Origin of the sequence: Roseateles microcysteis, assembly GCF_036880965.1 — a bacterium.
GTDB lineage: Bacteria > Pseudomonadota > Gammaproteobacteria > Burkholderiales > Burkholderiaceae_C > JAUASW01.
Map to the genome: position 1 here is coordinate 11,169 of NZ_JBAJMV010000009.1, position 24,125 is coordinate 35,293.

Genomic DNA, 24,125 nt, shown 5'->3' on the forward strand with positions numbered 1-24,125 from the left:
CAGGCATGGACAAGCAAAGCCGCCGCGAGTCTCGGTGGCAGGGCCTGACCTTGTTGCTGCCGATGCTGGCGGCGCTGGCCGTTGGCGTGCCTACCTTCCAGGTTGTCAACGCCAGCCAGCAACGGGCGCTCGAAAGCCAGCTGCAGGCCACGCTGACGGCCAACCGCGAATCGATGCAGCTGTGGCTGGAAAGCGAGTGGCAGCGCGCGCGCCATGCGCTCGAAAGTGCCAAGCTGGCCGAGCTCATCGCCAGTGGCAACCGGCCACGCCTGGATGCGCGGCTCCAGGATCTCGAGGAAGGCCTGCAAGGGCAGGCCGTCAGCCTGATCGACATGGAGGGCCGGCTGCTGGCCAGCAGCGTGAGCTGGACGCAAGCGCCCGACTTCTCCCGGGCTCGCGGCCTGGTGCATTTGCGGCGCGGCGAGAACACGGTGCTGGGCCTGCAGCGGCGCGGCCCTGGGCAGTCTGCCTGGGTGAGCCTTGCCGTGCCGCTCGAGCGTGCCGAGGGGCAGCCCGTGCGCCATGCGCTGCTGCTGCACCGCCTGGCCGGCGCGGGTTTATCGCGCACGCTGGCGGTGGCCCGCTTCGGTGCCACGGGCGAGTCCTATGCCTTCGGCCCGGAAGGTGAGTTGTACACCGAGAGCCGGTTTCCCGACCATCTGCAGGCCATCGGGCTGCTGCCTCCGGCTGCGCATTCGGCCATCCTCGGCCTGCGCCTGGGCGACCCGGGCGTCAATCTGGTTCAGGGGCAGCGCAACAAGCTGCCCGCCGCGCAATGGCCGCTCACCCGCATGGCGCAGTCGGCCGTCGCGGGGCGCAGCGGCATCGATGTGGAGGGCTACCGCGACTACCGCGGCGTGCGCGTGATCGGTGCCTGGCAATGGCTGGACGAGCTGGGTTTTGGCCTTGCGACAGAGATCGACGAGGCCGAAGCTTATCAACCGGTGCGAGTCGTCGCACAGGGCTTTGCGGTGTTCGGCCTGATGCTGGCAGCCGGCAGCCTGGCCTTGGCCTGGCAGCAGCGCCGCCAGGCTCTGCAGCGCCGCGCGCTGGCTGCCGCCGCCCAGGAGCTGCAAGCCGAAATCAAGGTGCGGCGCGAGGCCGAGATCGAACGTGAACAGGCCCTGCTGATCGCCGAGCATGCCTCGCGGGCCAAGACCCGCTTCCTGGCCAATATGAGCCACGAAATCCGCACGCCAATGAATGCCGTGCTGGGCTATGTGCAATTGCTGCAGCGAGACGGCCAGCTGGGCCCCGAGGAGCGGCACAAGGTCAACGCCATCGCCAGGGCGGGCCAGCATCTGCTGGCGCTGATCAATTCGGTGCTGGACATGGCCAAGATCGAGGCCGGCCATATCGACCTGCAGGACGAGGTGTTTGACCTGAGCGAGCTGCTTCAGGGGCTGGACGAGTTGTTCGAGCTGCGCTGCCGCCAGCAAGGCCTGACCTGGTGCACCGGCCTGGTCCTGCCCAAGCCCTGCCCGGTGCGCGGCGACCGCCACAAGCTCAACCAGGTGCTGATCAATCTGGTCGGCAACGCCATGAAGTTCGGCCGTGAACGCATCGAGCTGCGAGCCGAGCGGCTGATCGATGGCCGTTTCCGCTTCCTGATCCACGACGACGGTCCGGGCCTGCCAGAGAACGAAGCCGAGCATGTCTTCGAAGCCTTTCACCAGGGTGAGGAAGGCATTGCCAAGGGCGGCACCGGCCTGGGCCTGGCGATCACGCGCGGGCTTGTGCATGCGATGGGTGGCCGGGTGCGTTTGCGCAACGCCAACCCTGGCTGTGAAGCCAGTGTCGAACTGCCCCTGGCAGCCGCGGCGGAACTGGCACCAAAGGCCGTCAGGCAAGGCCCGGTCCAGGGGCGGCTGGAGCGCAGCGTGCGGGCCCTTGTGGTGGACGACAACGATGACAACCGCCGCATCCTCGGCGAGACCTTGCAAGGCCTGGGTGCCGAGGTGCAATTGGCGGTCGATGGCCAGGAGGGCTGCGATCTGGCGCTGGCCCGGCCGCCCGACATCATCTACATGGACCTGCGCATGCCCCGCATGGACGGCATCCAGGCGCTCAAGCACCTGCGCGCCCAGGCTGCGACGGCGCAACTGCCCATCGTGGCTGTGTCGGCGTCCAGCCTGACGATGAGGCGGGAAGACTTTCTCTCGGCCGGCTTTGATGAAGCGGTCAGCAAACCCTTTATGCTCATGGACATCGTAGCCACGCTGACGCAGCTGTTGGGTGTGCATCTGATCGATACCTCGAGCCCGGCCAGGCAAGACCTGCCCCCCGCAACCGGCCGACCGCATGTGCCGGAGGCGCTGCGCCATGCCCTGCGCGAGGCGGCCGAGCTGGGGGAGCTGACCAAGGCGCAACGCCTGCTGGACGGCTGGCTGGTGGCCGGTGGCGATGCCGAGGCTGTGGAGCTGCTGCGGCAGATGCTGCGCCGCTTCGACTGGGACGGTTTTTCTGCAGCCCTGGCGGAGGCCGACCATGATTGAAGCCAGCACCAGCACCAGCACCAGCACCAGCACCAGCCGCAGCGCGCGCATCCTGATCGTTGATGACACGCCGGCCAATCTGGAGGTCATCAGCGGTCTCCTGCAACCGCTGGGCCATGAGTTGTCCACCGCCACCAGCGGCGAGCGGGCCCTGCAGATCGTCGAGCGCCTGCTGCCGGACCTGATCCTGCTGGACATCATGATGCCTGGCATCGACGGCCTGGAAACCTGCCGGCGCCTGAAGAGCAATCCGATGACGGCCGGCATACCGGTGATCTTCGTGACCGGCGCTGGCGACAACGTCGATGCGGGCTTTGCGGTCGGTGGCGTAGATTACCTCGTCAAGCCTGTGCGCGAAGCCGAGCTTGGCGCACGCGTGATGGCACATCTGAAGCTGGGCTGGCTGGTGCGCGAGCTGGCCGAGAAGAATGCCGGCCTCGAGGAAGCGCGTCAGGAACTCGAGCGCCGGGTGCTCGAGCGCACGCGCGAACTCTCGGTGGCCAACCGCAACCTGCGCCTGGAGGTCAATGAGCGCCGTCAGGCCGAAGACCGGCTCAACTTCCTGGCGCGTCACGACTTCCTGACCCGGCTGCTGAACCGGCCGGCCTTCGAGGACGCATTCGCTCACCTGCTGAGCAGCCGTGCCGGCCTGCCGCATTGCCTTCTCTACCTGGACCTGGACCAGTTCAAGGTGGTCAATGACGTCTGTGGCCACGTGGCCGGCGATGAGCTGCTGCGTGAAGTGGCGGAGCTGATACGCGGCCTGCTGGGGCCGGGGGACCTGCTGGCGAGGCTGGGGGGTGACGAGTTCGCCGCACTGCTGGTCGGCGTCAGCATCGAACAGGGCAAGCGTCAGGCCGACCAGATCCGCCGCGCCATCGAGGAATATCGCTTCGTCTGGGAACAGCACACCTTTGGCGTGGCCGCCAGCGTTGGCCTGGCCGCCGTGAAGGGTGACGAGACCTCGGTCGACGCGCTGCTGGGCCGGGTCGATGCCGCCTGTTTCGCGGCCAAGGAAGAAGGCCGCAACCGCGTGCATGTCTATGACGAGCAGGTGGGCGACCTGCAGACGCGCCAGGCCCAGATGCAGTTGGCGCCGCGCCTCACCCAGGCGCTCGAGCAAGACCGCTTCGTTTTGTACCGCCAGCGCATCAAGCCCCTGCAGGTCAACGAGGAGGGCGAGCATTTCGAGGTGCTCCTGCGCATGCGCGACGAGCAGGGCGGTCTGGTGCAGCCGCATGGCTTCATTCCGGCGGCCGAGCGCTTCGGCCTGATGGCCCAGATCGACCGCTGGGTGCTGCGCCGCCTCAGCTGGCATTACCGGCGCCATCCCGAGCAGCTGCAAAGTCTGGCGCTGTGCAGCGTCAACCTCTCCGGTCTGTCGTTGGGCGACCCGATGTTCGAGGAGTTCGTCGAGCGTCTGCTGGAGGAGGGCCATCTGCCGCCGCCCAAGCTGTGCTTCGAGATCACCGAGACCGTGGCCGTGACCAACCTGCCGCGCACCTTGCGTTTCATCCACAAGTTCCGCCGCCTGGGATTGCGCTTTGCGCTGGATGACTTCGGCAGCGGCGTCTCGTCCTATGCCTATCTGAAGTCCTTGCCGGTCGACTTCCTGAAGATCGACGGTGTCTTCGTCAAGGACATGGTGAGCGACCCGGTGGACCGTGCCATGGTGCGTTCGATCAACGAGATCGGGCAGGTCATGGGCCGGCGCACGATTGCCGAATATGCCGAGAACGGGGCGATCATCGCCCTGCTCACCGATTTGGGTGTCGATTTCGCACAAGGGTATGGGCTGGAGCAGCCGCAGCCCTTCATTTACTGAGGATTGCGTCGAGAGATTCGCTGAGTGTTTTGCCTGGTTGGGGTAGCTGGGTTGAAGACCTTGTTAAAAGGGGAATGCACATGAACTCGATCTCGATCAGTAAGAGGCTGGCCTTGTTGGTTGTCGGCCTGCTGGGGCTGCTGGCCCTGGTGGTGCTTGTCTCGCTGATGCGGCTGGACAGCTCGAACAACACCTTGCGCTCGCTCTATGGCGACCGCATGGTGCCGGTCAAGCAGCTCAATGAAGTGGCGGACGGCTATGCCATCGGCGTTGTCGATTCAGCGCACAAGCTGCGCGATGGCGGCATGAAGCCCGATGCTGCAGTGCGAGCCATCGAACAGGCGCTGAAAACTGTAGACAAGGAGTGGAAGGCCTATCTGGCCACCGAGCTGACCAAGGAAGAGCAGGCCCTGATCGACAAGACCAGACCGGCCCTGAAAGCCGCCGAGGGCGCCGCCGCCAAGCTGCTCGAACTGGCCCGTGCAGGCAATCTCGAAGGCGTGGCCAAGTTTGCCGGCGCCGAGATGTATCCGGCGATCGACCCCCTGGCTGGCGATCTGCAGGAATTGATCGACCTGCAGTTGACCGTGGCCGAGAGCGAGTACAAGGCCAGCCAGGAGGCCTTCAAGGCGCTGCTATGGACGAGCATCATCGTGTTCCTGCTGACACTGGCGGTGGCTGCGGTGCTGTCGGTGATGATCGTGCGCTCGATCACCGGCCCCTTGAAGGAAGCCGTCGAGATTGCGGAAACCGTGGCCGCCGGCGACCTGCGCCGCAAGATCGAATTCAGCGGCTCGGACGAAACCGCCCAGTTGCTCGGAGCCCTGGCCAAGATGAATCAGGGCCTGGTGGACATCGTCAGCCAGGTGCGCGATTGTGCCGAGTCCATCACTTCGGGCTCCACCGAGATCGCCAGCGGCAGCATGGACCTCAGCCAGCGCACTGAGGAGCAGGCGAGCAGCCTGGAAGAAACCGCCGCCTCGATGGAGGAGCTGACCTCGACCGTCAAGCAGAACTCGATGACTTCGGAAGAGGCCAACAGCCTCGCGGCCAAGGCTTCGGGCGTGGCCGGCAAGGGTGGGCAGGTGGTGCAGGGCGTGGTCACGACCATGGGCCAGATCACCGACCAGTCCAAGAAGATCAGCGACATCATCGGCGTGATCGATGGCATCGCATTCCAGACCAACATCCTCGCGCTGAACGCCGCCGTGGAAGCCGCGCGGGCAGGTGAGCAGGGCCGTGGCTTTGCCGTGGTTGCGAGTGAGGTGCGCTCGCTGGCCAGCCGCTCGGCCGAGGCTGCCAAGGAGATCAAGAACCTGATTGGCGCCAGTGTCGAGCGGGTCGAGGCCGGCGCTGCGCAGGTCACCGAGGCCGGCCGCACGATGGACGACATCGTGTCGCAAGTCCAGCGCGTCAGCCAGTTGCTGGCCGAGATCAGCCTGGCCAGCCGCGAGCAAAGCCAGGGCATCGACCAGATCAGCGACGCCGTGATGCAGATGGACCAGGTGACGCAGCAGAACGCCGCCCTGGTCGAGGAATCGGCTGCCGCCGCCGAGAGCCTCAAGCTACAGGCGCAGACGCTGTCTCGCGTGGTCTCCTTGTTCAAGCTCTGAGCTGAATTGGCGACGCACCGCGGCCGCCTTGCCCAGGCCCTGAGAGCGCTGCCCCGTCAAACAAAAAGCCCGACCTGAGTCGGGCTTTTTGCTTGGAGCGCTCCAACTCAGGCGGCTGCTGTCGCTGCCACGGCTTCGACGGCCTGCTTGGCTGCAACGCGAACGCGCTTGGCCTTGGCCACCACCGGCGCGACAACTGCTGCCGGCGCAGCAGCGCGGCGGGCCGGTGCCTTGCGGACAGGCTTGGCAGCAGGCTTTGCCACCGCCTTGGCAGCCTTGACGACCTTCTTGGCGACCTTGCTGGCGAGCGGCTTGACAGCGGCGCGGGCCTTGCGGGCCGGGCGCTTCACTTCAACAGCCTTCACCAGGCTGTCGGCACCGGCGGCAGCCTTGCCGGCCACGGCCAGCACGGCCAGGGCGCTGGGCAGGCTCAGGCGCGAAGCGGTCTGCAGGCCGTTGGCCAGGACCGGATTGTCGATGCTGTTGGCGAACTTCGCGGCCTTGCTGATCTGCGTGGCGGTGGCTTTGGCGCTGATGTCGATCAGCTGCTCGCTGCGGTCGGCGACCTGGTCCACGCCCTTGGCTGCCAGCTGAGTCAGGGTGTTAACGCGTTCGTTGCTGGTCTTGACCTTGCCGATGACGCGGTGGCCGCCCAGGCGGTAGGCCTTGACGACTTGCGTGGCGGCGCTGCGGCACTGCTCGACGGTGTTCAGGGTGACGTGGGTCAGGGTGGGCTTGCGCATCGGGACATCCTTGCTGGTTCAGTTGAAGACAAATCGACTGAAGCCAGTATGGGTGGTGAGTTCTAGGGAGGGATACCCAAGCCAGCCCGATTTCCTAGAGAGCGCGCTCCAATGCCGGCGCTAGAATCTGGCCACTTCGCGGGTGTAGTTCAATGGTAGAACGCTAGCTTCCCAAGCTCGATACGTGGGTTCGATTCCCATCACCCGCTCCACTTCCTTGCGCTCCACTCCCTCTCAGCGCACCTTCTTCAGCTCCTCACCGCCCACCGGTGGCGTGGCATAGGGGTTGCTGGTCGTCGTGTACGTGCCATCGGGATTTCGGATCACGCGCTGGCCGCCGTGGATGCTGGCGCGCACGTTGTTGCCGTTGGCATCGCGGTAGGTGTTGTACTCGCCAATCGCCTCCAGGTTGCGGCGGTGCATGTTGTCGTTGGTGGCCTGCGTATTGGCATTGGTGTTCGAGTAGATCTGCGCCACCTCGGCATTCGTCTGCGATCGGATGGCGGCGCGGTCGGCCGCACCCTTTGCGTTGATCCTTGCCATCTCGCCAGCGTGCCAGCGCTCGATCTCCTGCCGTTGATTGGATGAGAAACGCTGCTCGGCATTCCTGGTGGAACCCTGCAACATCGCGACCCATTGCGGATTGGCCTTGATCGACGAGGTGATGCGGTCGCCGACCTTGGGGTCCAGCTGGCCCTCGGGCGCACGCTGCGCAAACACCATCGAGGTGCCGCCCACCACATTGCCCTGCAGCTCGGAAAAGGTGACGCTGGCACTGAACAGCTCGCGCACCGGCTGGCCATTGACCTGGTAGGCGATCAGCATCTGCCCGGCATCGAAATGCATGCGAGTGCCGCCCTGCGGCGCAGCGGTTGCGGCGCGGGCCGCCTGCGACAGGTCGGCGCGGTCGCGGTATTCCACGATCTGCGCGCCGGGGCGCCGCTGCTGCACGACGCCTGCGAGAAAGGCCTGAGTGGAGTTGAAGGGCACGGCGGGGCAGGGGTTCATCTGGATCTGCGTGCCCTGCACTTGCCAGCTGAAGCCGTGCAGGATCTCCAGGGCCTGCTGCCCATCAGGCGAGCTGGCCAGCCATTCGATGCGCATCTGGTTGCCAACGCAATTCGTCTGGCGGTTCCAGTTCACGCCGCCTTGCGTTCGCCAGCCTGCCGGGATCATGGCACTGGCCGCTGCGATGGGCTGGCCGAAGCCCTGTGCATCGACGATGTCGACCGCTTGCTCACCCTGGGCCATGGCCTGGGCCGGAGCCCGCAGATTCGCGGCAGGCGGCGCCTGATCCGGCGCTTGCATCGGCACAGGTCCTGGCTGGGCCTGGCTGCCCAGCTTGTCACCCGGCTTTTCGGTGACCGGCTGGGCGCCTTGCGGGCTGCACGCCGCCAGAGTGGCGACAGCAAGGGTGGCAAGAGACAGACGAAGCCAAGGCGTTTGATGCGTGTCCATGGGCACTCCTGCTCGAGGAGCGCCCATGATGTCACGGAGGCACGGGCTTGTGGAGCTTCAGACGGCGTCCCAGGCGCTGGCCGAGGGCCCGAAGGCAAAGGCGTCCATGCCCAGACTGCCGAAGGTCAGGCTGGCATGGATGCGGCGCGCTGCAGCCTCGCGGCCGCCTGCGCCGGCAGCGATGTACCAGGGCAGCAGATGCTCGTCGGTCGGATGCATGTCGAGCGCATGCGGTGCCTGTCGGCGGTAGTTCATCAGCGCCTCCCAGTCCCGCGCGACGCTGCGTTCGACCATCCACTGGCGGAAGGCGGCCGACGGCTCAATCTCCTCTGCATCAATGGCCGGATTGCCCATGAGGACCATGCGCAGGTTGTGGGTGATGCTGCCGCTGCCGATGATCTGCACGCCCTGTGCAGCCAGCGGCGCCAGGGCCTCGCCCAAGGCGAATTGCTGGGCCGGGCTCTGCGTGGGCACGAAGGCCAGCGGCAGCACCGGGATGTCGGCCTCGGGGTACATATAGCGCAAGGGCACCCAGATGCCGTGGTCCAGGCCAGCCTGGTCAACACGGGCGGTTTCAATGCCGGCCGCCTTCAGCAGGGCCTGGGTTTCCTCGGCCAGCGCCGGCGCGCCGGGCGCGTCGTAGCGCAGCGTCTGCAGCTTGGGATCGAAGCCGCCGAAGTCGTAGATCGCCTGATGTCGAGTGCCGGCCAGCAGCACCGGCATGCGGCCCGAGGTGTGGGCCGAGACAATGAGGATGGCGCGCGGCCGGCCGAAGCGCTCATCGATCTGCCGACCGAGCTGCTGCAGGAAGGCGCCTGCCTCGCGCGGCTCCAGCGCGGTCATCGGCGAACCATGGGAGAGAAACAGCGGAGCATGGACGTGCGTGTTCATGGCTCCCATTGAACGCCTGCCGCTGCGCCGGACCGCGCTGAATTCTTGTACGGGCCATTCGAACGGCTTGCATGCCCGCTCGCCGCTACAGTCGGGCCATGCCTGAATCTGCTATTGCCCCTACGCCTCCCTCGGTCCTGCAATTGGCCTGGCGCCAGTTCTGGCGCGATGCCCGCGCCGGCGAGTTGCGCCTCTTGATGCTGGCCGTCGCGCTGGCCGTGGCGGCGCTGTGTTCGGTCGGCTTCCTGTCGGACCGGCTCGACCAGGGCCTGAAGCGCGATGCCGCCCAGCTGCTGGGCGGCGACGCGGTGGTCTCCAGCGACCAACCCACGCCCGCTGCCTTGAAGGCGCTGGGCACGGAGCTGGGGCTCAGCCAGGTGGACAGCGCCACCTTCCCCAGCATGGCCCGTGCGCCGGATGCGCGGGGCGGCGCCAGCAGGCTCGTGGCCGTCAAGGCCGTGGGCGATGGCTACCCCTTGCGCGGCAAGCTCCAATTGGAAGACGGGCGCAACGTCGGCACGCCGGCACGCGGCCAGGCCTGGGCCGACCCGGCGGTGCTCGATGCCCTGGGCCTGAAGCAGGGCGACACGGTGCTGCTGGGCGACAGCAGCCTGGTGCTCGCGGGCGTGATCCGCAACGAGCCCGATCGCGGCGCCGGTTTCATGAATTTCGCACCGCGGCTGATGATCCATGTCGCCGATCTGCCGGCAACCGGCCTCATCCAGCCGGCCAGTCGGGTGAGCTATCGCCTGGCCCTGGCCGGTGAAGCGGCTCAGGCGAGCGCGGTGCGCAGCTATGTTGAGCGTGCCAGCAAGATGATCGAGACCGAGCATTTGCGCGGTGTGCGCCTCGAGTCGCTGGAAAACGGCCGCCCCGAAATGCGCCAGACCCTGGACCGGGCCGGCAAGTTCCTGAACCTCGTCGCAATGCTGGCCGCCTTGCTGGCGGCCGTTGCCGTGGCCCTGGCGGCACGCGACTTCGCCTCGCGCCATCTGGACGACTGCGCGATGCAGCGGGTGCTGGGGCAACCGCAACGCCGCATCGCCTGGGTCTACGGCCTGGAGTTCGGAACCGCGGGCGTGATCGCCAGCCTGATCGGAGTGGCGCTGGGCTTTGGCTTGCACTATGGCTTCGTGGCACTGCTGTCAGGGTTGATCGACGTCAGCCTGCCACTGCCGAGCGCCAAGCCCGGCCTCTTGGGCCTTGGGTTGGGTTTGTCGCTGCTGCTGGGCTTTGGGCTGCCACCGGTCTTGCAGCTCGCCGCCGTGCCGCCGTTGCGCGTGATGCGGCGTGATCTGGGCAATCTGAAGGGCGGGTCCTTGCTGGTGCTGGTCAGCGGCGTGCTCGGCTTTGCGGCCATCCTGATGGCGCTGGCTGACGACGCCAAGCTGGGCTTGATTTCGGCTGGCGGCTTTGGCGTGGCACTGGGCTTCTTTGCGCTGCTGGCCTGGCTGACCGTTGTGCTCTTGCGCAAGGTCGTACCGATCAGCGTCAATGGCAATGGCGCGCCGCGCTGGCTCTTGCTGGCCACGCGCCAGGTCGCGGCGCGGCCGGCGTTTGCCGTGGTGCAGGTGGCTTCGCTGGCCGTGGGACTCCTGGCGCTTTCGCTCTTGGTGCTATTGCGAACCGACCTGATAGCCAGCTGGCGCTCGGCCACACCGGCCGATGCGCCGGACCGCTTCGTCATCAACATCCAACCGGAGCAGGGCGAGGCGTTTCGCGCGCGCCTCGTGGCAGCTGAGGTCAAGCGCCTGGACTGGTATCCGATGATCCGCGGCCGCCTGATTGCCATCAATGGCAAGCCCATCGAGCCCAAGCAATTCAAGGAAGAGCGCGCCCAGCGTCTGGCCGAGCGCGAGTTCAACCTCAGCCACACGGCCGAGCTGCCCAGCCACAACAAGGTTGTGCAGGGGGCCTGGACGGCGGACGAAGCCGAGGGCTTGAGCGTGGAGACCGGCTTGGCCGAGCAGCTCGGGCTGAAACTCGGCGACCGTCTGCGCTTCGACGTGGCCGGCACGCAGGTGGAGGGGCGCATCAGCAATCTGCGCAAGGTTGACTGGAGCTCGATGCGTGTCAACTTCTTCGTGCTGTTCCCGCAGGCGCACATGCCCGAACTGCCCAGCAGCTTCATCTCGGCCTACAAGTCGCCTGCCGGCAGGGGGCTGGACACGGCGCTGACGCGCGAATTCCCGAACGTGACCGTTGTCGACGTGTCGGCGCAATTGCGCCAGGTTCAGCAGGTACTGGACCAGGTGATCCAGGCCGTGCAGTACCTGTTCGCCTTCACGCTGGCGACCGGCCTTGTGGTGCTCTTGGCGGCCGTCTCGAGCACCCGCGATGCGCGCACGCGCGAGTTCGCCCTGATGCGTGCCTTGGGTGCCAGCGGCAGGCTGCTGGCCCAGGTGCAGCGGGCCGAGCTGCTGGGCCTGGGGGCACTTGCCGGTGGCTTGGCCGGCTGCGTCGCGCTGCTGCTGGGCTGGCTGCTGGCCCGCTATGTGTTCGAGTTCCAGTGGAGCGCAAGCGCCTGGGTGCCGCTGGGCAGCGCACTTGCCGGCGCCTTGCTGGCGCAGGCCGCGGGCTGGTGGGGCTTGCGCGGGGTGCTCAACCGACCGGTGGTGGCGACTTTGCGTGAGGCGGACACGCAGTAGGGCAGGCCGGGTCGCGCAAGGCCAAGTTGACCCAATGAAAAAGGCGCCTCGCGGCGCCTTTGCTTTTTGTCAGTCGAACGCTCAGTTCGCGGCGGCCGAGGTCACGCTGTCCATCAGGCCCATGTCGGCGCTGCTCATCAGGCCTTCGATGTCCATGAGGATGAGCATGCGCTCATTGATGGCGCCGATGCCGGTGATGAAGCTGGTGTCCACCGCGGCCGAGCTCAGCTCAGGGGCAGGGCGGATCGCATCGCGGCTCAGTTCAAGCACGTCTGACACCGAATCGACCACGGCGCCGACGACGCGGTTCTTCACGTTCAAGACGATGACCACGGTGAAGCTGTTGTACTCGGCCGTGGCGCAACCGAGCTTCAGGCGCAGGTCGACGATGGGCACGATCACGCCGCGCAGGTTGACCACACCCTTGATGAACTCGGGCGCGTTGGCAATGCGGGTCGGCTGCTCGTAGGAGCGGATTTCCTGCACCTTCAGGATGTCGATGCCATATTCCTCGGAGCCCAGACGGAAGGTCAGGTACTCGCCGTTGTGCGGCACGTGTGCCTTCTGATTGACCATCAGCGCACCGGAATCGCGGGGGACCACAGCGGTGGAGGTTTCGTGCATGTTATCCATTTGGGCCTCTTGGTGGTTCATTCAGCAATGCGAAGGGGACGACGGACTGTAATCCGGCTTCAGAAGCTTTCCCAGTCGCCGCCAGCGTCGGGCGTGACCGTTTCACGAGCCGGTGCGGCTGCTGCAGGGCGGGTGACGGACTTTTGCGCAGTTGCCACAGCCACAGGCGCCTTTTTCAGGGCTGGCTGGGCGGTAGTCGGCCGGGCTGTGGCGCCAGCCCTGGACGGGCTGGAAGCGGGCTGAGACCTGGCCACCGTGCTGTTGCCGGCTGCCGGCTTGCGCGTGGTGCGCACTGCAGCAGCGGGGCCTGGGTGGGAAGGTGCCGAGGCGCTGATGCGGAAGCGGTCGACCGACTGTGCCAGTCGCTCGGCCTGGTCACGAAGGCTTTCGGCCGCTGCCGCCGATTGCTCGACCAGAGCAGCGTTCTGCTGCGTCATCTGGTCAAGCTGCACCACCGACTGGTTGACATTGCCGATGCCGTCGCTCTGTTCACTGGCGGCAGCGGAGATTTCGCCAATGATGTCGGTCACGCGCTGCACGCCGGCCACGATTTCGCTCATCGAGCTGCCGGCTTCCTGCACCAGGCGAGAGCCAGTCTCGACCCGCTCGACGCTGGCGCCGATCAGGGTCTTGATTTCCTTGGCGGCCTCGGCGCTGCGTTGGGCCAGCGAACGGACTTCGCTCGCCACGACCGCAAAGCCGCGACCCTGTTCGCCGGCACGGGCGGCTTCCACTGCCGCGTTCAGCGCCAGGATATTGGTCTGGAACGCGATGCCATCGATCACGCCGATGATGTCGTTGATCTTCTTGGAGCTGGTGTTGATCTCGTCCATCGTGCTGACCACGTGGCCCACCACTTCACCGCCACGCGCGGCGGCAGAAGAGGCCGATGAGGCCAGTTGGTTGGCGGTGCGCGCCGAGTCGGCTGTCTGCTTGACCGTGCCTGTCAGTTGTTCCATCGACGAGGCCGCCAGCTGCAGGTTGGAGGCGGTTTGCTCGGTCCGGCCCGACAGGTCCTGGTTGCCGGTGGCAATCTCGACCGACGCGGTGCGGATGCTGTCTGCGGCCACTCGCAGCTGACCGATCAGGCCCTGCAGCGCCTGCTGCATCTTGTGCAAGGAATGCATCAGGTTGGAAGCCTCGTCCTTGCCCTCCACCGACCTGAGCGTTTGGGTCAGATCGCCTTCGGCGATGGCTTCGGCCAGCGCCTCGGCTTCGGCCAGAGGCTCGCAGATGCTTTGCATATTGAGCAGCGTCAGCGGTGCGACGACCACGGCGCTGAGGACTAGCACGACGACGAACCAGGTCAGCATGGCGGACTGGGTCTTCTCGGCAGCGGCTTGAGCAAGCTGGGATTCCTTGCTCAGCGCTTCGCGCAGCCCCTCCAGCAGCTTTTCCGCTTCCCTGATCGACTCCTTGCCGGCGCTGAGATCCTTGTTGGCGGCGACGACGTCGCTGTAGCCGCCCGATTCGAGCTTGCCAAACACCGGCTGTACCTTGTCTGCATAGCTGTCGATCAGGGGCAGCATCTGGCGCAGCACCTGGTTGTCGGCATCTTCCTCGCCACTGAGCATTTCCTTGGCGGCGGCCGCAAAGCCCTGGCGGGCTTCGTCCCAGCGCTTGCGCTGGCTGCGCACCTCATCGGCACTGCCGACGCTGATGATCATGTCCTTTTCATAGCGGCGCAGGTCGCCCATGGCACCGATCAGGCGGCTGAGACTGTTGGCCTCGGCCACCGACATCTCGGCAAACTGCTTGGTCTGCGCACGCAGCGAGTTCATGCCGAGAAGGCCGACCCCGCCCACCATGACGAGCAGGGCCAGGACCATGGCGATGGCCCCGATCATGCGGGTTCGAATGCTGAATTGACGGATCAAGGCGCTGAACGACATTGTTATTTTCCCGAATGTTTCTCGACTGTCTGACAGGTGTCGAGACGAGTGGTCTCAGTGGCGCGATCGGCGAATCAGGCTGCCAACGTCCAGGATCAATGCCACGCGGCCATCGCCCATGATGGTGGCACCCGAGACATCGGTGACCTTGCGGTAGTTGGCCTCGAGGTTCTTGACCACCACCTGCTGTTGCCCGAGCAGTTCGTCGACCAGCAGGGCGACGCGGCCGCCCTCGGCTTCGACGACCACCATGATGGACGAGACATGCTCGAAATCGAAGCGTGGAACGTTGAAGACTTGCTCAAGCTCAATAACCGGCATGAATTCGTCGCGCACCTCGACCACGCGGCCCGAGCCGCCCACGGTCTTGATGGTGTCGGACTGCACCTGGAAGGACTCGACCACCGAGGCCAGTGGCAGGATGTAGACCTCTTCACCAACACCCACACTCATGCCATCCATGATGGCCAGCGTCAGCGGCAGGCGCACCGAGACCTTCATGCCGTAGCCTTCGGCCGAGTCGATCTCGACCGTGCCGCCCAGTTGGGTGATGTTCCGCTTCACCACGTCCATGCCGACACCGCGGCCGGATACGTCGGTGACCTGGTCAGCCGTGGAGAAGCCAGGCGCGAAGATCAGGTTGTAGACCTCGTTGTCGGTCATGCTGTCCGGCGCGTCGATGCCCTTCTCGCGGGCCTTGGTCAAGAGCTTCTGGCGGTTCAGGCCGCGGCCGTCGTCGCGCACTTCGATGACGATCGAGCCGCCCTGATGGGAGGCCACGAGCGTGATCGTGCCGGTCTCGGGCTTGCCCTTGGCCGCGCGGTCGGCAGGCATTTCGACACCGTGGTCGCAGCTGTTGCGCACCAGGTGGGTGAGGGGGTCGGTGATTTTCTCGACCAGGCCCTTGTCCAGCTCGGTGGCTTCACCTTGCGTGACCAGCTCGACCTTCTTGCCCAGCTTGGAGGCCAGGTCGCGCAGCATGCGCGGGAAGCGGTTGAATACGACCGACATCGGGATCATGCGAATCGACATCACCGATTCCTGCAGATCGCGGGTATTGCGCTCCAGGTCGGCCAGGCCCGAGGCCAGCTGCTGGTACAGGGCTGGGTCGAGGCCGGCGCTGTTCTGCGCCAGCATGGCTTGAGTGATGACGAGCTCGCCCACCAGATTGATCAGCTGATCGACCTTTTCGACAGAGACGCGCAGCGTGGATTGGTCCATGCCGCCGGGCGCTCCCTTGGCCTCGACCTTCGGTGCAGCGGCCTTGGGCGCTGCTGCAACCGGCGCGGCAGCGACCACGGGCTTGATGTCGCCGCTGGCTGCACCAGGCGAGCCGGGTGCGTCGTCGAAGAAGCCGTAGCCCATGTCCTTGGCCTCCGGCTCGGGTGCGCCGGGCGCGCCCTCATGGAAACCGAAGCCATCGCTCAGCGGCAGGATCTTGACCTGCTCGCGGGCGACGTGGAAGGTGAACAGGTCCAGCAAGTCGTTGTCGCTGCTGCTGGTCAAGACCTTGAAGCGGCGCATGCCGTCGGCAGCAACGCCGCCGTCCAGCGGCTCGATGGTGCCGAGGTCGGTGATTTCCTTGAACAGGTCGACCAGGTTGTCGGCTTGCGACGGGTTGTCCAACGGGCCGACCTGCAGCTCGATGAAACGAGCGCCAGGCTTGCCAGAGGCCACAGGTGCCGCGGCAGCGGGCGCTGGCGCAGGGGCGGCCTTCGGCGCGGCGGGTGCAGCGGCGGCGGGCGTGCCGCCTTCGACGAAGGTGCGGATGCTGCTGATCAGCTCGACGGTATCGACAGCGTCGCCACCGTTACCAGCATGGCGACCCAGCTGCGCGCGCAGCGCATCACCGGACTGCAGGAGCACGTCGACCATCGGCGCCGAGGCCTGCAACTCATGACGGCGCAGCTTGTCCAGCAGCGTTTCCATGATGTGGGTCAGCTCGGCCACGTCGCTGAAGCCGAAGGTGGCGGCGCCGCCCTTGATCGAGTGAGCGCAGCGGAAGATGGCGTTCAACTCCTCGTCGTCCGCCGTCTCGATGTTCAGATTCAGGAGCATCTGCTCCATGTTGTCCAGGTTCTCACCCGCTTCTTCAAAGAAGACCTGGTAGAACTGGCTCAGGTCAATGCCAGCACTGATGCTTGCGCCTTCGGAGGTCATATCTCCCATGTCCGGACTCCTGCTTTCAACGCACGCAAATTAGCGGATCACCTTGCCGATCACCTCGATCAGCTTGGCAGGGTCAAAAGGCTTGACCAGCCAGCCGGTGGCGCCAGCCGCACGGCCGGCCTGCTTCATCTGGTCGCTGGACTCGGTGGTCAGGATCAGGATCGGCGTGGTCTTGAACTTCGGGTTGTCGCGCAGCTTCTTGGTCAGGCTGATGCCGTCCATGCGCGGCATGTTCTGGTCTGTCAGCACCAGGTCGAAGTCACGCTGGCTGGACTTTTCCCAGGCATCTTGCCCATCCACGGCCTCGACCACATTGAAACCTGCGTTCTTCAGCGTGAAGGAGACCATCTGGCGCATCGAGGCCGAATCGTCCACAGCAAGAATTGAGTGCATCGCTTTCTCTCCGGGGTAACTTGTGTTTGGTTGATCTGTTGATTCTGTATTCAAAACAGCTCGATTGAGCCTGCATCCATCTCGTCCTGCGTGACAGGATTGGGGCGCAGCGGCGCTATTTCGACCACGGCCAGGCCATCTTCGTCATCGCCAAAGGTATCGCGGGCCAACTGGTCCGAGCAATTGCGCAGGCGCTGGCTGGTATGGGCAATCAGTTGCGTGGCCATGTCCTGGAACTGCAGGGCGGTGATCGCGCCGGCCACATCGGAGCGGATCTGCAGCAGGCCATCGCTCTGGAGGCCGGCTTCGGCGGCTTCCTGCAGCAGGTGGTTGAGCTGGGTCGAGGCACTGAAGAAGTGGGCGGAGAGGGCTTCGCCTGCGTCGTCGAGCAGGCGCTGCAAGCGCTCCAGATCATTGGTGACCGTCATCAGATGATCCTGGAGCTCGGCCGCCGCGAGCAGCGGCTGCATGCCCGGGTCTTCGTCCGCAGGGGCTTGCATGTCATTCATCTAGGTCTGGTCTCCAACGGTTGTGCTTTGCCTGCGGCCGCCGCCCCATCCTCTAGACCCCGAGAGCGCGTGCGTGCGGCTGTATCCATTTGTATGGATCTTCGGCATTTCCGTCTCCGGTGTCGACAGGGCTATCGCGGACATGCCGGGACAGTGCAACTGTTCGACGCTTTCCCTGAATTTCTGCCTAGGGTAATCCCTTTTTGCGGGGCAGGGCGTGGTTTTGCAGTCGCACTTGCGATTTGGCATGGTCGGGCGTCATGGAGCGAATTGGCATACTCCCGCCTCATGACGGCCCCCCTGGCAGACCGGCGCCTGCGCGTCCTGCATGTTGAAGACTCCGAGCTCGATCATCAGCTGATCCTGGCACAGCTGCGCCGCGCCGGGCTTGCCATGGACATCCAGCGCGTCGACACCTTGAACGAGGTGCGTCAGGCGCTGACGATGGAGTGGGACGCCATCATTTCCGACTACAACCTGCCAGGTTTCTCCGGCCTGGTGGTGCTGGACATGGTCAAGGATGCGCGGCTGATGATGCCCTTCATCCTGGTCTCCGGCGAGATCGGCGAAGACACTGCCGTGGCGGCGATGCGCACGGGCGCTTCCGACTACCTGCTGAAAAACAACCTGACCCGCCTGGCCCCGGCCTTGTTGCATGCCATCGAGGCCAATGAGAGCGAGCAGGCGCGCATGGAGGCGGACCGTGAGCTGCTGCGTTCCAAGCAGCGCCTTCACGAATTGGCGGGGCATTTGCAGACCAGCGTCGAGATGGAGCGGGCGGCGATCGCCCGCGAGATTCATGACGATGTCGGCGGCTCCCTGACGGCTCTGAAGTTCGACCTGGCCTGGATGGCCCGCCATGCGCAGGATGAAGGCGTGCGTGGCCGCGTGCAGTCGGCGCTGGAGACCGTGAGCCACGCCATCGAGGCCAGCCAGCGCATCATGCACAACCTGCGGCCGGCGATTCTTGAGCAGGGCCTGGTGGCGGCCGTGCAATGGATGGGCGCGCGCTTCGAAAAGCGTACCGGCATCAGCACCTCGATTTCAACCAGCTCCGAACAGATCCAGCTTCCGCCCGGCGTGCCGCTGGTGGCCTATCGCACGGCGCAGGAGGCGCTGACCAACGTCTCCAAGCATGCAAATGCGTCAAAAGTCACGATCGAGTTGAGTGTCGCCTCGGGCGTGCTGACCCTGGAGGTCAGCGACAATGGCGGCGGCCTGACACCGGGCGCGCTGGCCAAGGCGCGCAGCTTCGGCATCCGCGGCCTGCATGAGCGGGCGGCGACGGTGGGCGGCTGGGTCGATCTGAGCAGCAGCACGCGAGGCACGAGCCTGATCTTGTCGGTGCCGCTGGAAGCGCAGCGGGCCGAACAGTTGGGACAAGAGGAGGCTTCGGCCATAGAACACGATCCGTCTTCCTGGGGCAGTGCATGATCAAAGTGATTCTTTGTGATGACCACGCGTTGATTCGGCGCGGCATCCGCGACACCTTGTCCGATGCATCCGATATCGAAGTGGTCGGCGAGGCTGGCGACTACGGCGAATTGCGCACGCTGATGCGCCAGCCCGAGTTCGCCTGCGACGTGCTGGTGCTGGACATCAACATGCCGGGCCGCAGCGGCCTGGACGTGCTGCACGTCCTGAAGGACGAGGGCTCGCCGATCAAGGTGCTCATCGTCTCCATGTATCCGGAAGACCAGTACGCGATCCGCGCGCTGCGCGCCGGGGCCTACGGCTACGTCAACAAGGGCGGCGACCCGCAGCTCCTGGTGCAGGCGGTGCGCACCGTGGCGCAAGGCCGCAAGTACGTGACGCCCGAGATCGCGCAGATGCTGGTCGAGAGCCTTACCGCACCGATCACCGAGCAGGCGCACCAGAAGCTGTCGGACCGCGAGTTGCAGACCCTGGTGATGATCGCCTCCGGCAAGCGCCTGTCCGACATCGCCGAGGAGCTGATGCTCAGCCCCAAGACGGTCAGCGTCTATCGCGCCCGTGTGCTGGAAAAACTGGGCCTGGCCAACAACTCCGAACTGACCGTCTACGCGATCCGCAACGGTCTGGTCGAGAGCTGAATGCAGCGCGCGACGGGAGTCGCGCGGAACTGGCCGGTGAACCCGGAGCTTCTCTGGGGATCCAGGCGTGCTTTGTGTCGGACTCGACACCCACCAGCAACAAGCCGGTGCTCCGGCCTGCGAAAAATCGATCGGGCCTCGTCGGTGACTCCGTGCGGGGCTTGATTGATCCACAAGCAATCCCGTGAAAGGAGTTCCCATGAGCACGATAGCCACGGTCGGCAGCAGCTCAAGTGCCTGGTCCGGCCTCAGCGCTTCTCGCGCTGGCCCGACAAAGGAGAAGATGTTTGCGAAGGTCGACAGCGACGGCAGTGGCGGTGTCGACAGCAGCGAGCTGCAGGCCATGCTCGACAAGATGAGCGAGCGCACAGGCCAGAGCCTGGGCATGGCCGACGAACTGCTTGCCAAGATGGACGCCAATGCCGACGGCAGCCTCGATGCCGATGAGCTGGACAGTGGCATGAAGAGCCTCATGCCGCCGCCGTCATCGACGTTGCAGTTCGCCGGTCAGCGCAGCGGCAGCGAAGGCGGGCCGCAGGGTGGGCATGGTGGGCCGCCGCCGGGGCCACCGCCAGCCCAGCTGTCGAATGCGGAAAGCAGCCCATCTTCATCGACCTCGACCTCGTCCACGGATCCGCTGGACCTCAATGGCGACGGCACGGTTTCTGCGCAGGAGCGTGCCACGGCGGCCCTGGAGCAATTGGTCCAGCTGCTGCGCGATGCCTACAGCCAGACCATTGAACCCGGTCAGACGAGTGCGAAGACGGCGGGCAAGCTCAGCGTCGCGGCCTGAATGAACGCCCCCGGTTGGCTGTTGCACCGGAGGCGTTTTCATGCTGGCAGCCTGGCCCGCTTGGCCTTATAAAGGGGGCTACCCCTTCGGGGCAATAGAAGCGGGCCATGAGCAATCTCGCCACCGAGCACGAGCCGCAAAGTCCGGCCGTGCCAGCAAAGACATCGTTGGCCGCGGCCTTGCCGCAGGCTTCATCGCGCCCATCGCGACCATCGCGCCAGTCCCTGGTCCAGCGCCTGAGCTGGCTCAATCTGAGCGTCTTGAGCCTGACCTTGCTGCTCACCTTGAGCCTGATCGCCTATCTGTCCTGGTGGCGGGTGCGCGAGCGCCAGGCCCAGGCTGCCGAACTGAGTGCGGTGCTCCTGTCCAACAGTCTCGCTCCGGCCCTGGCCTTCAATGATCGCGATGCCGTGCGCAACGAGCTGAGCGCCTTCTCCCGCCGTGCCGACCTGCTCGAAGTGCTGGTGCTCGATCAGGGCCACAGCTTGATCGGTCAGTGGAAGGCGCCAGGGCTTGCCATCGTTTCGCGCGCAGCGGCGCCGCCCGAACTGCTGCAAGCCCAGACCGAGATCAAGGGTGCCGAACTCGAGGTCTGGGTGCCGGTGCAGTTCAAGGGCGAGACCTTGGGCGCGCTGCGCTTGCGGGAAAGCCTGGAAGGCCTGCAGCGAGACGTCTGGCGAATCCTGGCCCTGGCGGCCTTGCTGACTATGGTGGCGCTCGCCATCGCTGCCCGGGTGTTGCGCGTGGTTCAGAAGCGCGCCCTGGCGCCGCTGCTGGAGCTGTCCAGGCTGGCTGAGCAGGTATCGCTTGGCCATGACTACAGCCGGCGCGGCACCGTCTACCGCCAGGATGAGGTGGGTCGCCTGACTGAGCGCTTCAATGAAATGCTCAAACGCATCGAGGTCTGGCAGGCCGACCTGAACCAGCAGCTCAAGACCGAACAGGCCGTGGGTCAGCAATACCAGCAACTGGCCCACTACGACAGCCTCACGCAACTGGCCAACAGGCACTTCTTTCAGCAGGAAATCCAGCGCATGGTGTCGCAGACGCTTCGCGACAAGGGCCTGTCGGCGCTGATGTTCATCGACCTGGACAACTTCAAGCAGGTGAATGATCGCCATGGCCACGAGGCGGGCGACGAAGTGCTTCGTGAGGTCGCGCGGCGCATGCAGGCGGTCCTGCGCCTGTCGGATCGGCTTTGTCGCCTGGGCGGCGACGAGTTCGCGCTGCTGCTGCCCAATCTGCCCGATGAAGCCGGCGCCGAGCATCTGGCGGGCCGTCTGGTCGCCGCGGTGCGCGAGCCCATGCTGGTGCACGGCGAGCTGATGCCGGTCGGCGCCACCATCGGCCTGGCCTTCTGCCCCCTGGATGCGCGCGATGCCGCCGGGCTCCTCAACCGAGCCGATGGCGCCATGTATGCAGCCAAGCGGGCCGGCAAGAACACCTTCCGTCGCGCGGTGCAAGATGATGGCCCGGCGCCTGACTGAAGCCCTGGGGCTGGCCCTCGTGCTGCTGGCTGGCCCGGCCTGGCCGCAGGCCGCGGCCGAGAGCGCCGACCCCAGCCTGGAGGAGTTGCTCAAGCGCAGCCTGCCGGGTGCGGCGCGTCACGCGGAGGTGTCCACTGCTTCGCGCTTCTCGCAGAGCGCAGACCGGGCGCCGGCGCTGACCTACCTGGTCACGGCCGAAGACATCCGCAACCATGGCTATCGCAATCTGGGCGACATCCTCAACAGCCTGCCCGGCCTCTACCTGACCTACAACGGCGTGTTCAGCTTCGTGGGTGCGCGCGGCCTCGGGCGGCCGGGCGACTTCAATGCGCGCTTGCTGGTGCTGATAGATGGCATGCGGGTCAACGAGAACATTTATGACGCGGCCCAGATCGGCCCGGAGTTCCAGCTCGACGCGGCCTTGATCGAGCGCGTCGAGTTCACGCCCGGGCCGGGCTCCGCGCTCTATGGCAACAACGCCTTTTTCGGCGTGATCCAGGTCTTCACCCAACGGGTCGACAAGCTGGCCGGTCCGCAGCTGGGCGTGAGCTTGGGCAGTGATCGCTTCGTGCGCGCCCATGCCTCCTATGGTCAGCGCCTGGAGCAGGGGGGCGACTGGTGGTTGGCGCTGACGGCCTTCAACCAGCGCCACCTGCCGCTGCTGGTAGAGCTGCCGCCGCGCGGCCTGGACGTCGAGGCCCTGCGTCAGCGCCAGTGGGACCGCGGCAGCAAGCTGGCCGTCGGCTGGTCGCAGGGCGCATTCAATCTGCATGCGGGTGTCTCCGAGCGACGCCTGGGCTTTCCCGACGTCGCGCTCAACAGCGCGCCACCCCTCTACGTGCAGGCGCGCGACCTGACGCGGCTCAGCTATGTGGCCTTGCAGTACGAGGGGAGCTGGGGCGCCGACTGGGACTGGGAGCTGCGTGCCTCGGCGCAGCGCTCGCTCTACCACCGCGACACGCCGCTTTTCGACGAAGCAGGCCAGCCCCAGACCTTCCGCGGCCGCGCGCTCGGGCGCTGGAACGGGGCGGAGTTCAAGCTGGCCACCCAGCGCTGGGCCGGGCAGCGCTGGATCGCCGGGCTGGAGGTGCAGCACGACCTGATCCAGCGCCTGAGCTATCAGTTGCTGGGCCAGGAGCCGCTGCAGGAATCCTGGGGCACGGACCGGCGCATGGGCCTGTATCTGCAGGATGAGCTGAGCCTGTCCGAGAACCAGCAACTGGTGCTGGGCTGGCGCCGGGACCTGTCCCGCTACTCCCCCGGCAGCAGCAGTCCGCGCCTGGCCTGGGTCTGGCGGCCCAACGAGAACGCGAGCCTGAAGCTGCTGCACGGCAGTGCCTACCGCAGCGCCAACCTGTTCGAGTTCGATCTCAACCTTGGACAGGATCAACCCATGCCAGCGCCCGAGCGGACCCGCAGCACCGAGCTGGCCTGGGAGCAGGCGTTGGGCGGGGGCCTGCACTACAGCCTGGCCGTCCATCAGGCCCGGCTGCGCGACTTGATCACCCTGGACACGGAACGCTTCACCTTTGACAACCAGACCAGCGTGAAGAGCCGCGGCATCGACATCGGCATCGATCAGCGCTGGCCTGGCGGGGCCCAGTTGGGGGGCACGCTGTCGCTGCAGCGCAGCCATGACCAGCAGGGGCAGCGGCTCAGCAATTCGCCGACCACGCTGCTGAAGGCTCGCTGGCTGCAACCCCTTGCTGCCAACTGGCAGCTGGGCTGGCAACTGCTGGCCATGAGCGAGCGGCGCACCGCCATCGGCCCGCTGGCCGGCCATGCCGTCCATCACCTGAACCTGCTGTGCAGGCTCCAGCCCGACACCGAGCTGGCCTTCGGCCTCTACAACGCTTTCGACAAGCGCTACTACGACCGCACCGACCCCGAGGGGCCACCGCTGCGCCAGGAAGGCCGCAGCCTGCGCATCAGCCTGACGAGGCGCTGGCCATGAGGCGCCTGCTTGCACTGCTGACGCTGCTGGGCCTGGGCGTCGGCGGGGCCTGCCGCGCTGAGGAGTCTGAGGCGCAGCTGAAGGCGGCCTTCATCTATCGCTTCGTGCAATACACGCAATGGCCGCCGCCACCCTTGCGCGAGTTTGGCTATTGCGTGGCCGGCCGCGGCGGGCTGCCGGAAGCGATCAAGTCCCTGGCGACCAAACCGCTGGACGTGGCCGCGGTGCGTTTCCATCGCATCACGGCGCCTGAGCAGGCCGGCCAATGCCAGACCCTGGTGCTGGCAATGACCGAGCGGGGCGAGCTGCAGCGCTGGTTGTCGGCGCTGGCTGATGCGCCCATTCTCGTCATCGGCGACAGCCCGGAGGCCTTTCGTGCCGGTGCGGCCATCGTGCTCGCGGTGGAGCCCAATGGCCTGAGCTTCCGCGTGAATCTGGCGGAAGCGAGAAAGCGTGGCTTGAGCCTGAGCTCGCAGCTCTTGAAGCTGGCCCGGGAGGTCAGGTAGCGGGCAAGCGCTGGGCCGCTCCCGAGCTGCCCGCCACCCACTCG

Annotated in this window: 18 protein-coding genes and 1 tRNA gene; 11 read left to right on the top strand and 8 right to left on the bottom strand. The window is 66.0% G+C overall.

Annotated elements, in window-relative coordinates:
- Positions 1–5: 5 nt before the first annotated feature.
- The 3 genes from V3596_RS21255 to V3596_RS21265 all read left to right on the top strand — a co-directional run bounded on the left by V3596_RS21255 (position 6) and on the right by V3596_RS21265 (position 5,933).
- A complete protein-coding gene (locus tag V3596_RS21255) occupies positions 6–2,495 on the top strand; it encodes a hybrid sensor histidine kinase/response regulator (RefSeq protein ID WP_334279846.1) in 2,490 nt (829 codons plus the stop codon).
- Entirely contained in the window at positions 2,488–4,320 is a 1,833-nt protein-coding gene (locus V3596_RS21260) for a GGDEF/EAL domain-containing response regulator (RefSeq protein ID WP_334279847.1), read from the top strand. The genes V3596_RS21255 and V3596_RS21260 overlap by 8 nt, the downstream gene beginning before the upstream one ends.
- Before the next feature lie 80 nt (positions 4,321–4,400).
- A complete protein-coding gene (locus tag V3596_RS21265) occupies positions 4,401–5,933 on the top strand; it encodes a methyl-accepting chemotaxis protein (protein WP_334279848.1) in 1,533 nt (510 codons plus the stop codon).
- 107 nt (positions 5,934–6,040) lie between these two features.
- Here the strand turns inward: V3596_RS21265 and V3596_RS21270 are convergent, their stop codons facing one another.
- Positions 6,041–6,676, bottom strand: coding sequence for a hypothetical protein (locus V3596_RS21270; RefSeq protein ID WP_334279849.1), 636 nt, complete (start codon positions 6,674–6,676; stop codon positions 6,041–6,043).
- A 138-nt stretch (positions 6,677–6,814) separates the two neighbouring features.
- On the opposite strand from V3596_RS21270, the gene V3596_RS21275 reads away from it, so the two are divergent.
- A tRNA-Gly gene (locus V3596_RS21275) sits at positions 6,815–6,888 on the top strand.
- Positions 6,889–6,910: 22 nt separating this feature from the next.
- On the opposite strand, the gene V3596_RS21280 is transcribed toward V3596_RS21275, so the two are convergent.
- Together V3596_RS21280 and V3596_RS21285 are read right to left on the bottom strand one after the other, a co-directional pair.
- Entirely contained in the window at positions 6,911–8,134 is a 1,224-nt protein-coding gene (locus tag V3596_RS21280; protein ID WP_334279850.1) for a hypothetical protein, read from the bottom strand.
- A 57-nt stretch (positions 8,135–8,191) separates the two neighbouring features.
- Positions 8,192–9,025: a dioxygenase family protein gene (locus V3596_RS21285; RefSeq protein WP_334279851.1), complete on the bottom strand. Its 834-nt coding sequence runs from the start codon at positions 9,023–9,025 to the stop codon at positions 8,192–8,194.
- A 98-nt stretch (positions 9,026–9,123) separates the two neighbouring features.
- Between V3596_RS21285 and V3596_RS21290 the strand changes: the two genes are divergently transcribed.
- Positions 9,124–11,673 carry an ABC transporter permease gene (locus tag V3596_RS21290; RefSeq protein WP_334279852.1) on the top strand — a complete coding sequence of 850 codons (2,550 nt, stop codon included), beginning with the start codon at positions 9,124–9,126 and terminating at the stop codon, positions 11,671–11,673.
- 81 nt (positions 11,674–11,754) lie between these two features.
- Here V3596_RS21290 and V3596_RS21295 read toward each other — a convergent pair whose 3' ends face one another.
- The 5 genes from V3596_RS21295 to V3596_RS21315 all read right to left on the bottom strand — a co-directional run bounded on the left by V3596_RS21295 (position 11,755) and on the right by V3596_RS21315 (position 17,260).
- The gene (locus V3596_RS21295) at positions 11,755–12,249 is read right to left on the bottom strand and encodes a chemotaxis protein CheW (protein ID WP_334279887.1); all 495 of its coding nucleotides are present in this window, start codon (positions 12,247–12,249) and stop codon (positions 11,755–11,757) included.
- 116 nt (positions 12,250–12,365) lie between these two features.
- The gene (locus V3596_RS21300) at positions 12,366–14,198 is read right to left on the bottom strand and encodes a methyl-accepting chemotaxis protein (RefSeq protein ID WP_334279853.1); all 1,833 of its coding nucleotides are present in this window, start codon (positions 14,196–14,198) and stop codon (positions 12,366–12,368) included.
- Between the two features lie 54 nt (positions 14,199–14,252).
- Complete coding sequence (locus tag V3596_RS21305) at positions 14,253–16,367, bottom strand: chemotaxis protein CheA (RefSeq protein WP_334279854.1); 2,115 nt, start codon at positions 16,365–16,367, stop codon at positions 14,253–14,255.
- A gap of 30 nt (positions 16,368–16,397) precedes the next feature.
- The gene (locus V3596_RS21310) at positions 16,398–16,760 is read right to left on the bottom strand and encodes a response regulator (protein ID WP_282826159.1); all 363 of its coding nucleotides are present in this window, start codon (positions 16,758–16,760) and stop codon (positions 16,398–16,400) included.
- A gap of 50 nt (positions 16,761–16,810) precedes the next feature.
- Entirely contained in the window at positions 16,811–17,260 is a 450-nt protein-coding gene (locus V3596_RS21315; RefSeq protein WP_334279855.1) for a hypothetical protein, read from the bottom strand.
- A gap of 297 nt (positions 17,261–17,557) precedes the next feature.
- Between V3596_RS21315 and V3596_RS21320 the strand changes: the two genes are divergently transcribed.
- The 6 genes from V3596_RS21320 (at position 17,558) to V3596_RS21345 (ending at position 24,081) form a co-directional block, all read left to right on the top strand.
- Positions 17,558–18,703 carry a hybrid sensor histidine kinase/response regulator gene (locus V3596_RS21320; protein ID WP_334279856.1) on the top strand — a complete coding sequence of 382 codons (1,146 nt, stop codon included), beginning with the start codon at positions 17,558–17,560 and terminating at the stop codon, positions 18,701–18,703.
- Positions 18,700–19,341 carry a response regulator transcription factor gene (locus V3596_RS21325; RefSeq protein WP_334279857.1) on the top strand — a complete coding sequence of 214 codons (642 nt, stop codon included), beginning with the start codon at positions 18,700–18,702 and terminating at the stop codon, positions 19,339–19,341. Before V3596_RS21320 ends, V3596_RS21325 begins: the two co-directional genes overlap by 4 nt.
- Before the next feature lie 199 nt (positions 19,342–19,540).
- Positions 19,541–20,134 (top strand): EF-hand domain-containing protein, encoded by a 594-nt coding sequence (locus V3596_RS21330; protein ID WP_334279858.1) that lies wholly within the window; start codon positions 19,541–19,543, stop codon positions 20,132–20,134.
- A 107-nt stretch (positions 20,135–20,241) separates the two neighbouring features.
- A complete protein-coding gene (locus V3596_RS21335; RefSeq protein WP_334279859.1) occupies positions 20,242–21,621 on the top strand; it encodes a diguanylate cyclase domain-containing protein in 1,380 nt (459 codons plus the stop codon).
- On the top strand, positions 21,602–23,575 hold the full coding sequence (locus V3596_RS21340; RefSeq protein WP_334279860.1) for a TonB-dependent receptor plug domain-containing protein: 1,974 nt from the start codon (positions 21,602–21,604) through the stop codon (positions 23,573–23,575). Before V3596_RS21335 ends, V3596_RS21340 begins: the two co-directional genes overlap by 20 nt.
- A complete protein-coding gene (locus V3596_RS21345) occupies positions 23,572–24,081 on the top strand; it encodes a YfiR family protein (RefSeq protein ID WP_334279861.1) in 510 nt (169 codons plus the stop codon). Before V3596_RS21340 ends, V3596_RS21345 begins: the two co-directional genes overlap by 4 nt.
- The last annotated feature ends 44 nt before the right edge of the window (positions 24,082–24,125 follow it).

Coding starts and splice junctions, on each gene's coding strand:
- V3596_RS21255 (WP_334279846.1), top strand. CDS start 6: ATGGACAAGCAAAGCCGCCGCGAGTCTCGGTGGCAGGGCCTGACCTTG.
- V3596_RS21260 (WP_334279847.1), top strand. CDS start 2,488: ATGATTGAAGCCAGCACCAGCACCAGCACCAGCACCAGCACCAGCCGC.
- V3596_RS21265 (WP_334279848.1), top strand. CDS start 4,401: ATGAACTCGATCTCGATCAGTAAGAGGCTGGCCTTGTTGGTTGTCGGC.
- V3596_RS21270 (WP_334279849.1), bottom strand. CDS start 6,676: ATGCGCAAGCCCACCCTGACCCACGTCACCCTGAACACCGTCGAGCAG.
- V3596_RS21280 (WP_334279850.1), bottom strand. CDS start 8,134: ATGGACACGCATCAAACGCCTTGGCTTCGTCTGTCTCTTGCCACCCTT.
- V3596_RS21285 (WP_334279851.1), bottom strand. CDS start 9,025: ATGAACACGCACGTCCATGCTCCGCTGTTTCTCTCCCATGGTTCGCCG.
- V3596_RS21290 (WP_334279852.1), top strand. CDS start 9,124: ATGCCTGAATCTGCTATTGCCCCTACGCCTCCCTCGGTCCTGCAATTG.
- V3596_RS21295 (WP_334279887.1), bottom strand. CDS start 12,249: ATGGTCAATCAGAAGGCACACGTGCCGCACAACGGCGAGTACCTGACC.
- V3596_RS21300 (WP_334279853.1), bottom strand. CDS start 14,198: ATGTCGTTCAGCGCCTTGATCCGTCAATTCAGCATTCGAACCCGCATG.
- V3596_RS21305 (WP_334279854.1), bottom strand. CDS start 16,367: ATGGGAGATATGACCTCCGAAGGCGCAAGCATCAGTGCTGGCATTGAC.
- V3596_RS21310 (WP_282826159.1), bottom strand. CDS start 16,760: ATGCACTCAATTCTTGCTGTGGACGATTCGGCCTCGATGCGCCAGATG.
- V3596_RS21315 (WP_334279855.1), bottom strand. CDS start 17,260: ATGCAAGCCCCTGCGGACGAAGACCCGGGCATGCAGCCGCTGCTCGCG.
- V3596_RS21320 (WP_334279856.1), top strand. CDS start 17,558: ATGACGGCCCCCCTGGCAGACCGGCGCCTGCGCGTCCTGCATGTTGAA.
- V3596_RS21325 (WP_334279857.1), top strand. CDS start 18,700: ATGATCAAAGTGATTCTTTGTGATGACCACGCGTTGATTCGGCGCGGC.
- V3596_RS21330 (WP_334279858.1), top strand. CDS start 19,541: ATGAGCACGATAGCCACGGTCGGCAGCAGCTCAAGTGCCTGGTCCGGC.
- V3596_RS21335 (WP_334279859.1), top strand. CDS start 20,242: ATGAGCAATCTCGCCACCGAGCACGAGCCGCAAAGTCCGGCCGTGCCA.
- V3596_RS21340 (WP_334279860.1), top strand. CDS start 21,602: ATGGCCCGGCGCCTGACTGAAGCCCTGGGGCTGGCCCTCGTGCTGCTG.
- V3596_RS21345 (WP_334279861.1), top strand. CDS start 23,572: ATGAGGCGCCTGCTTGCACTGCTGACGCTGCTGGGCCTGGGCGTCGGC.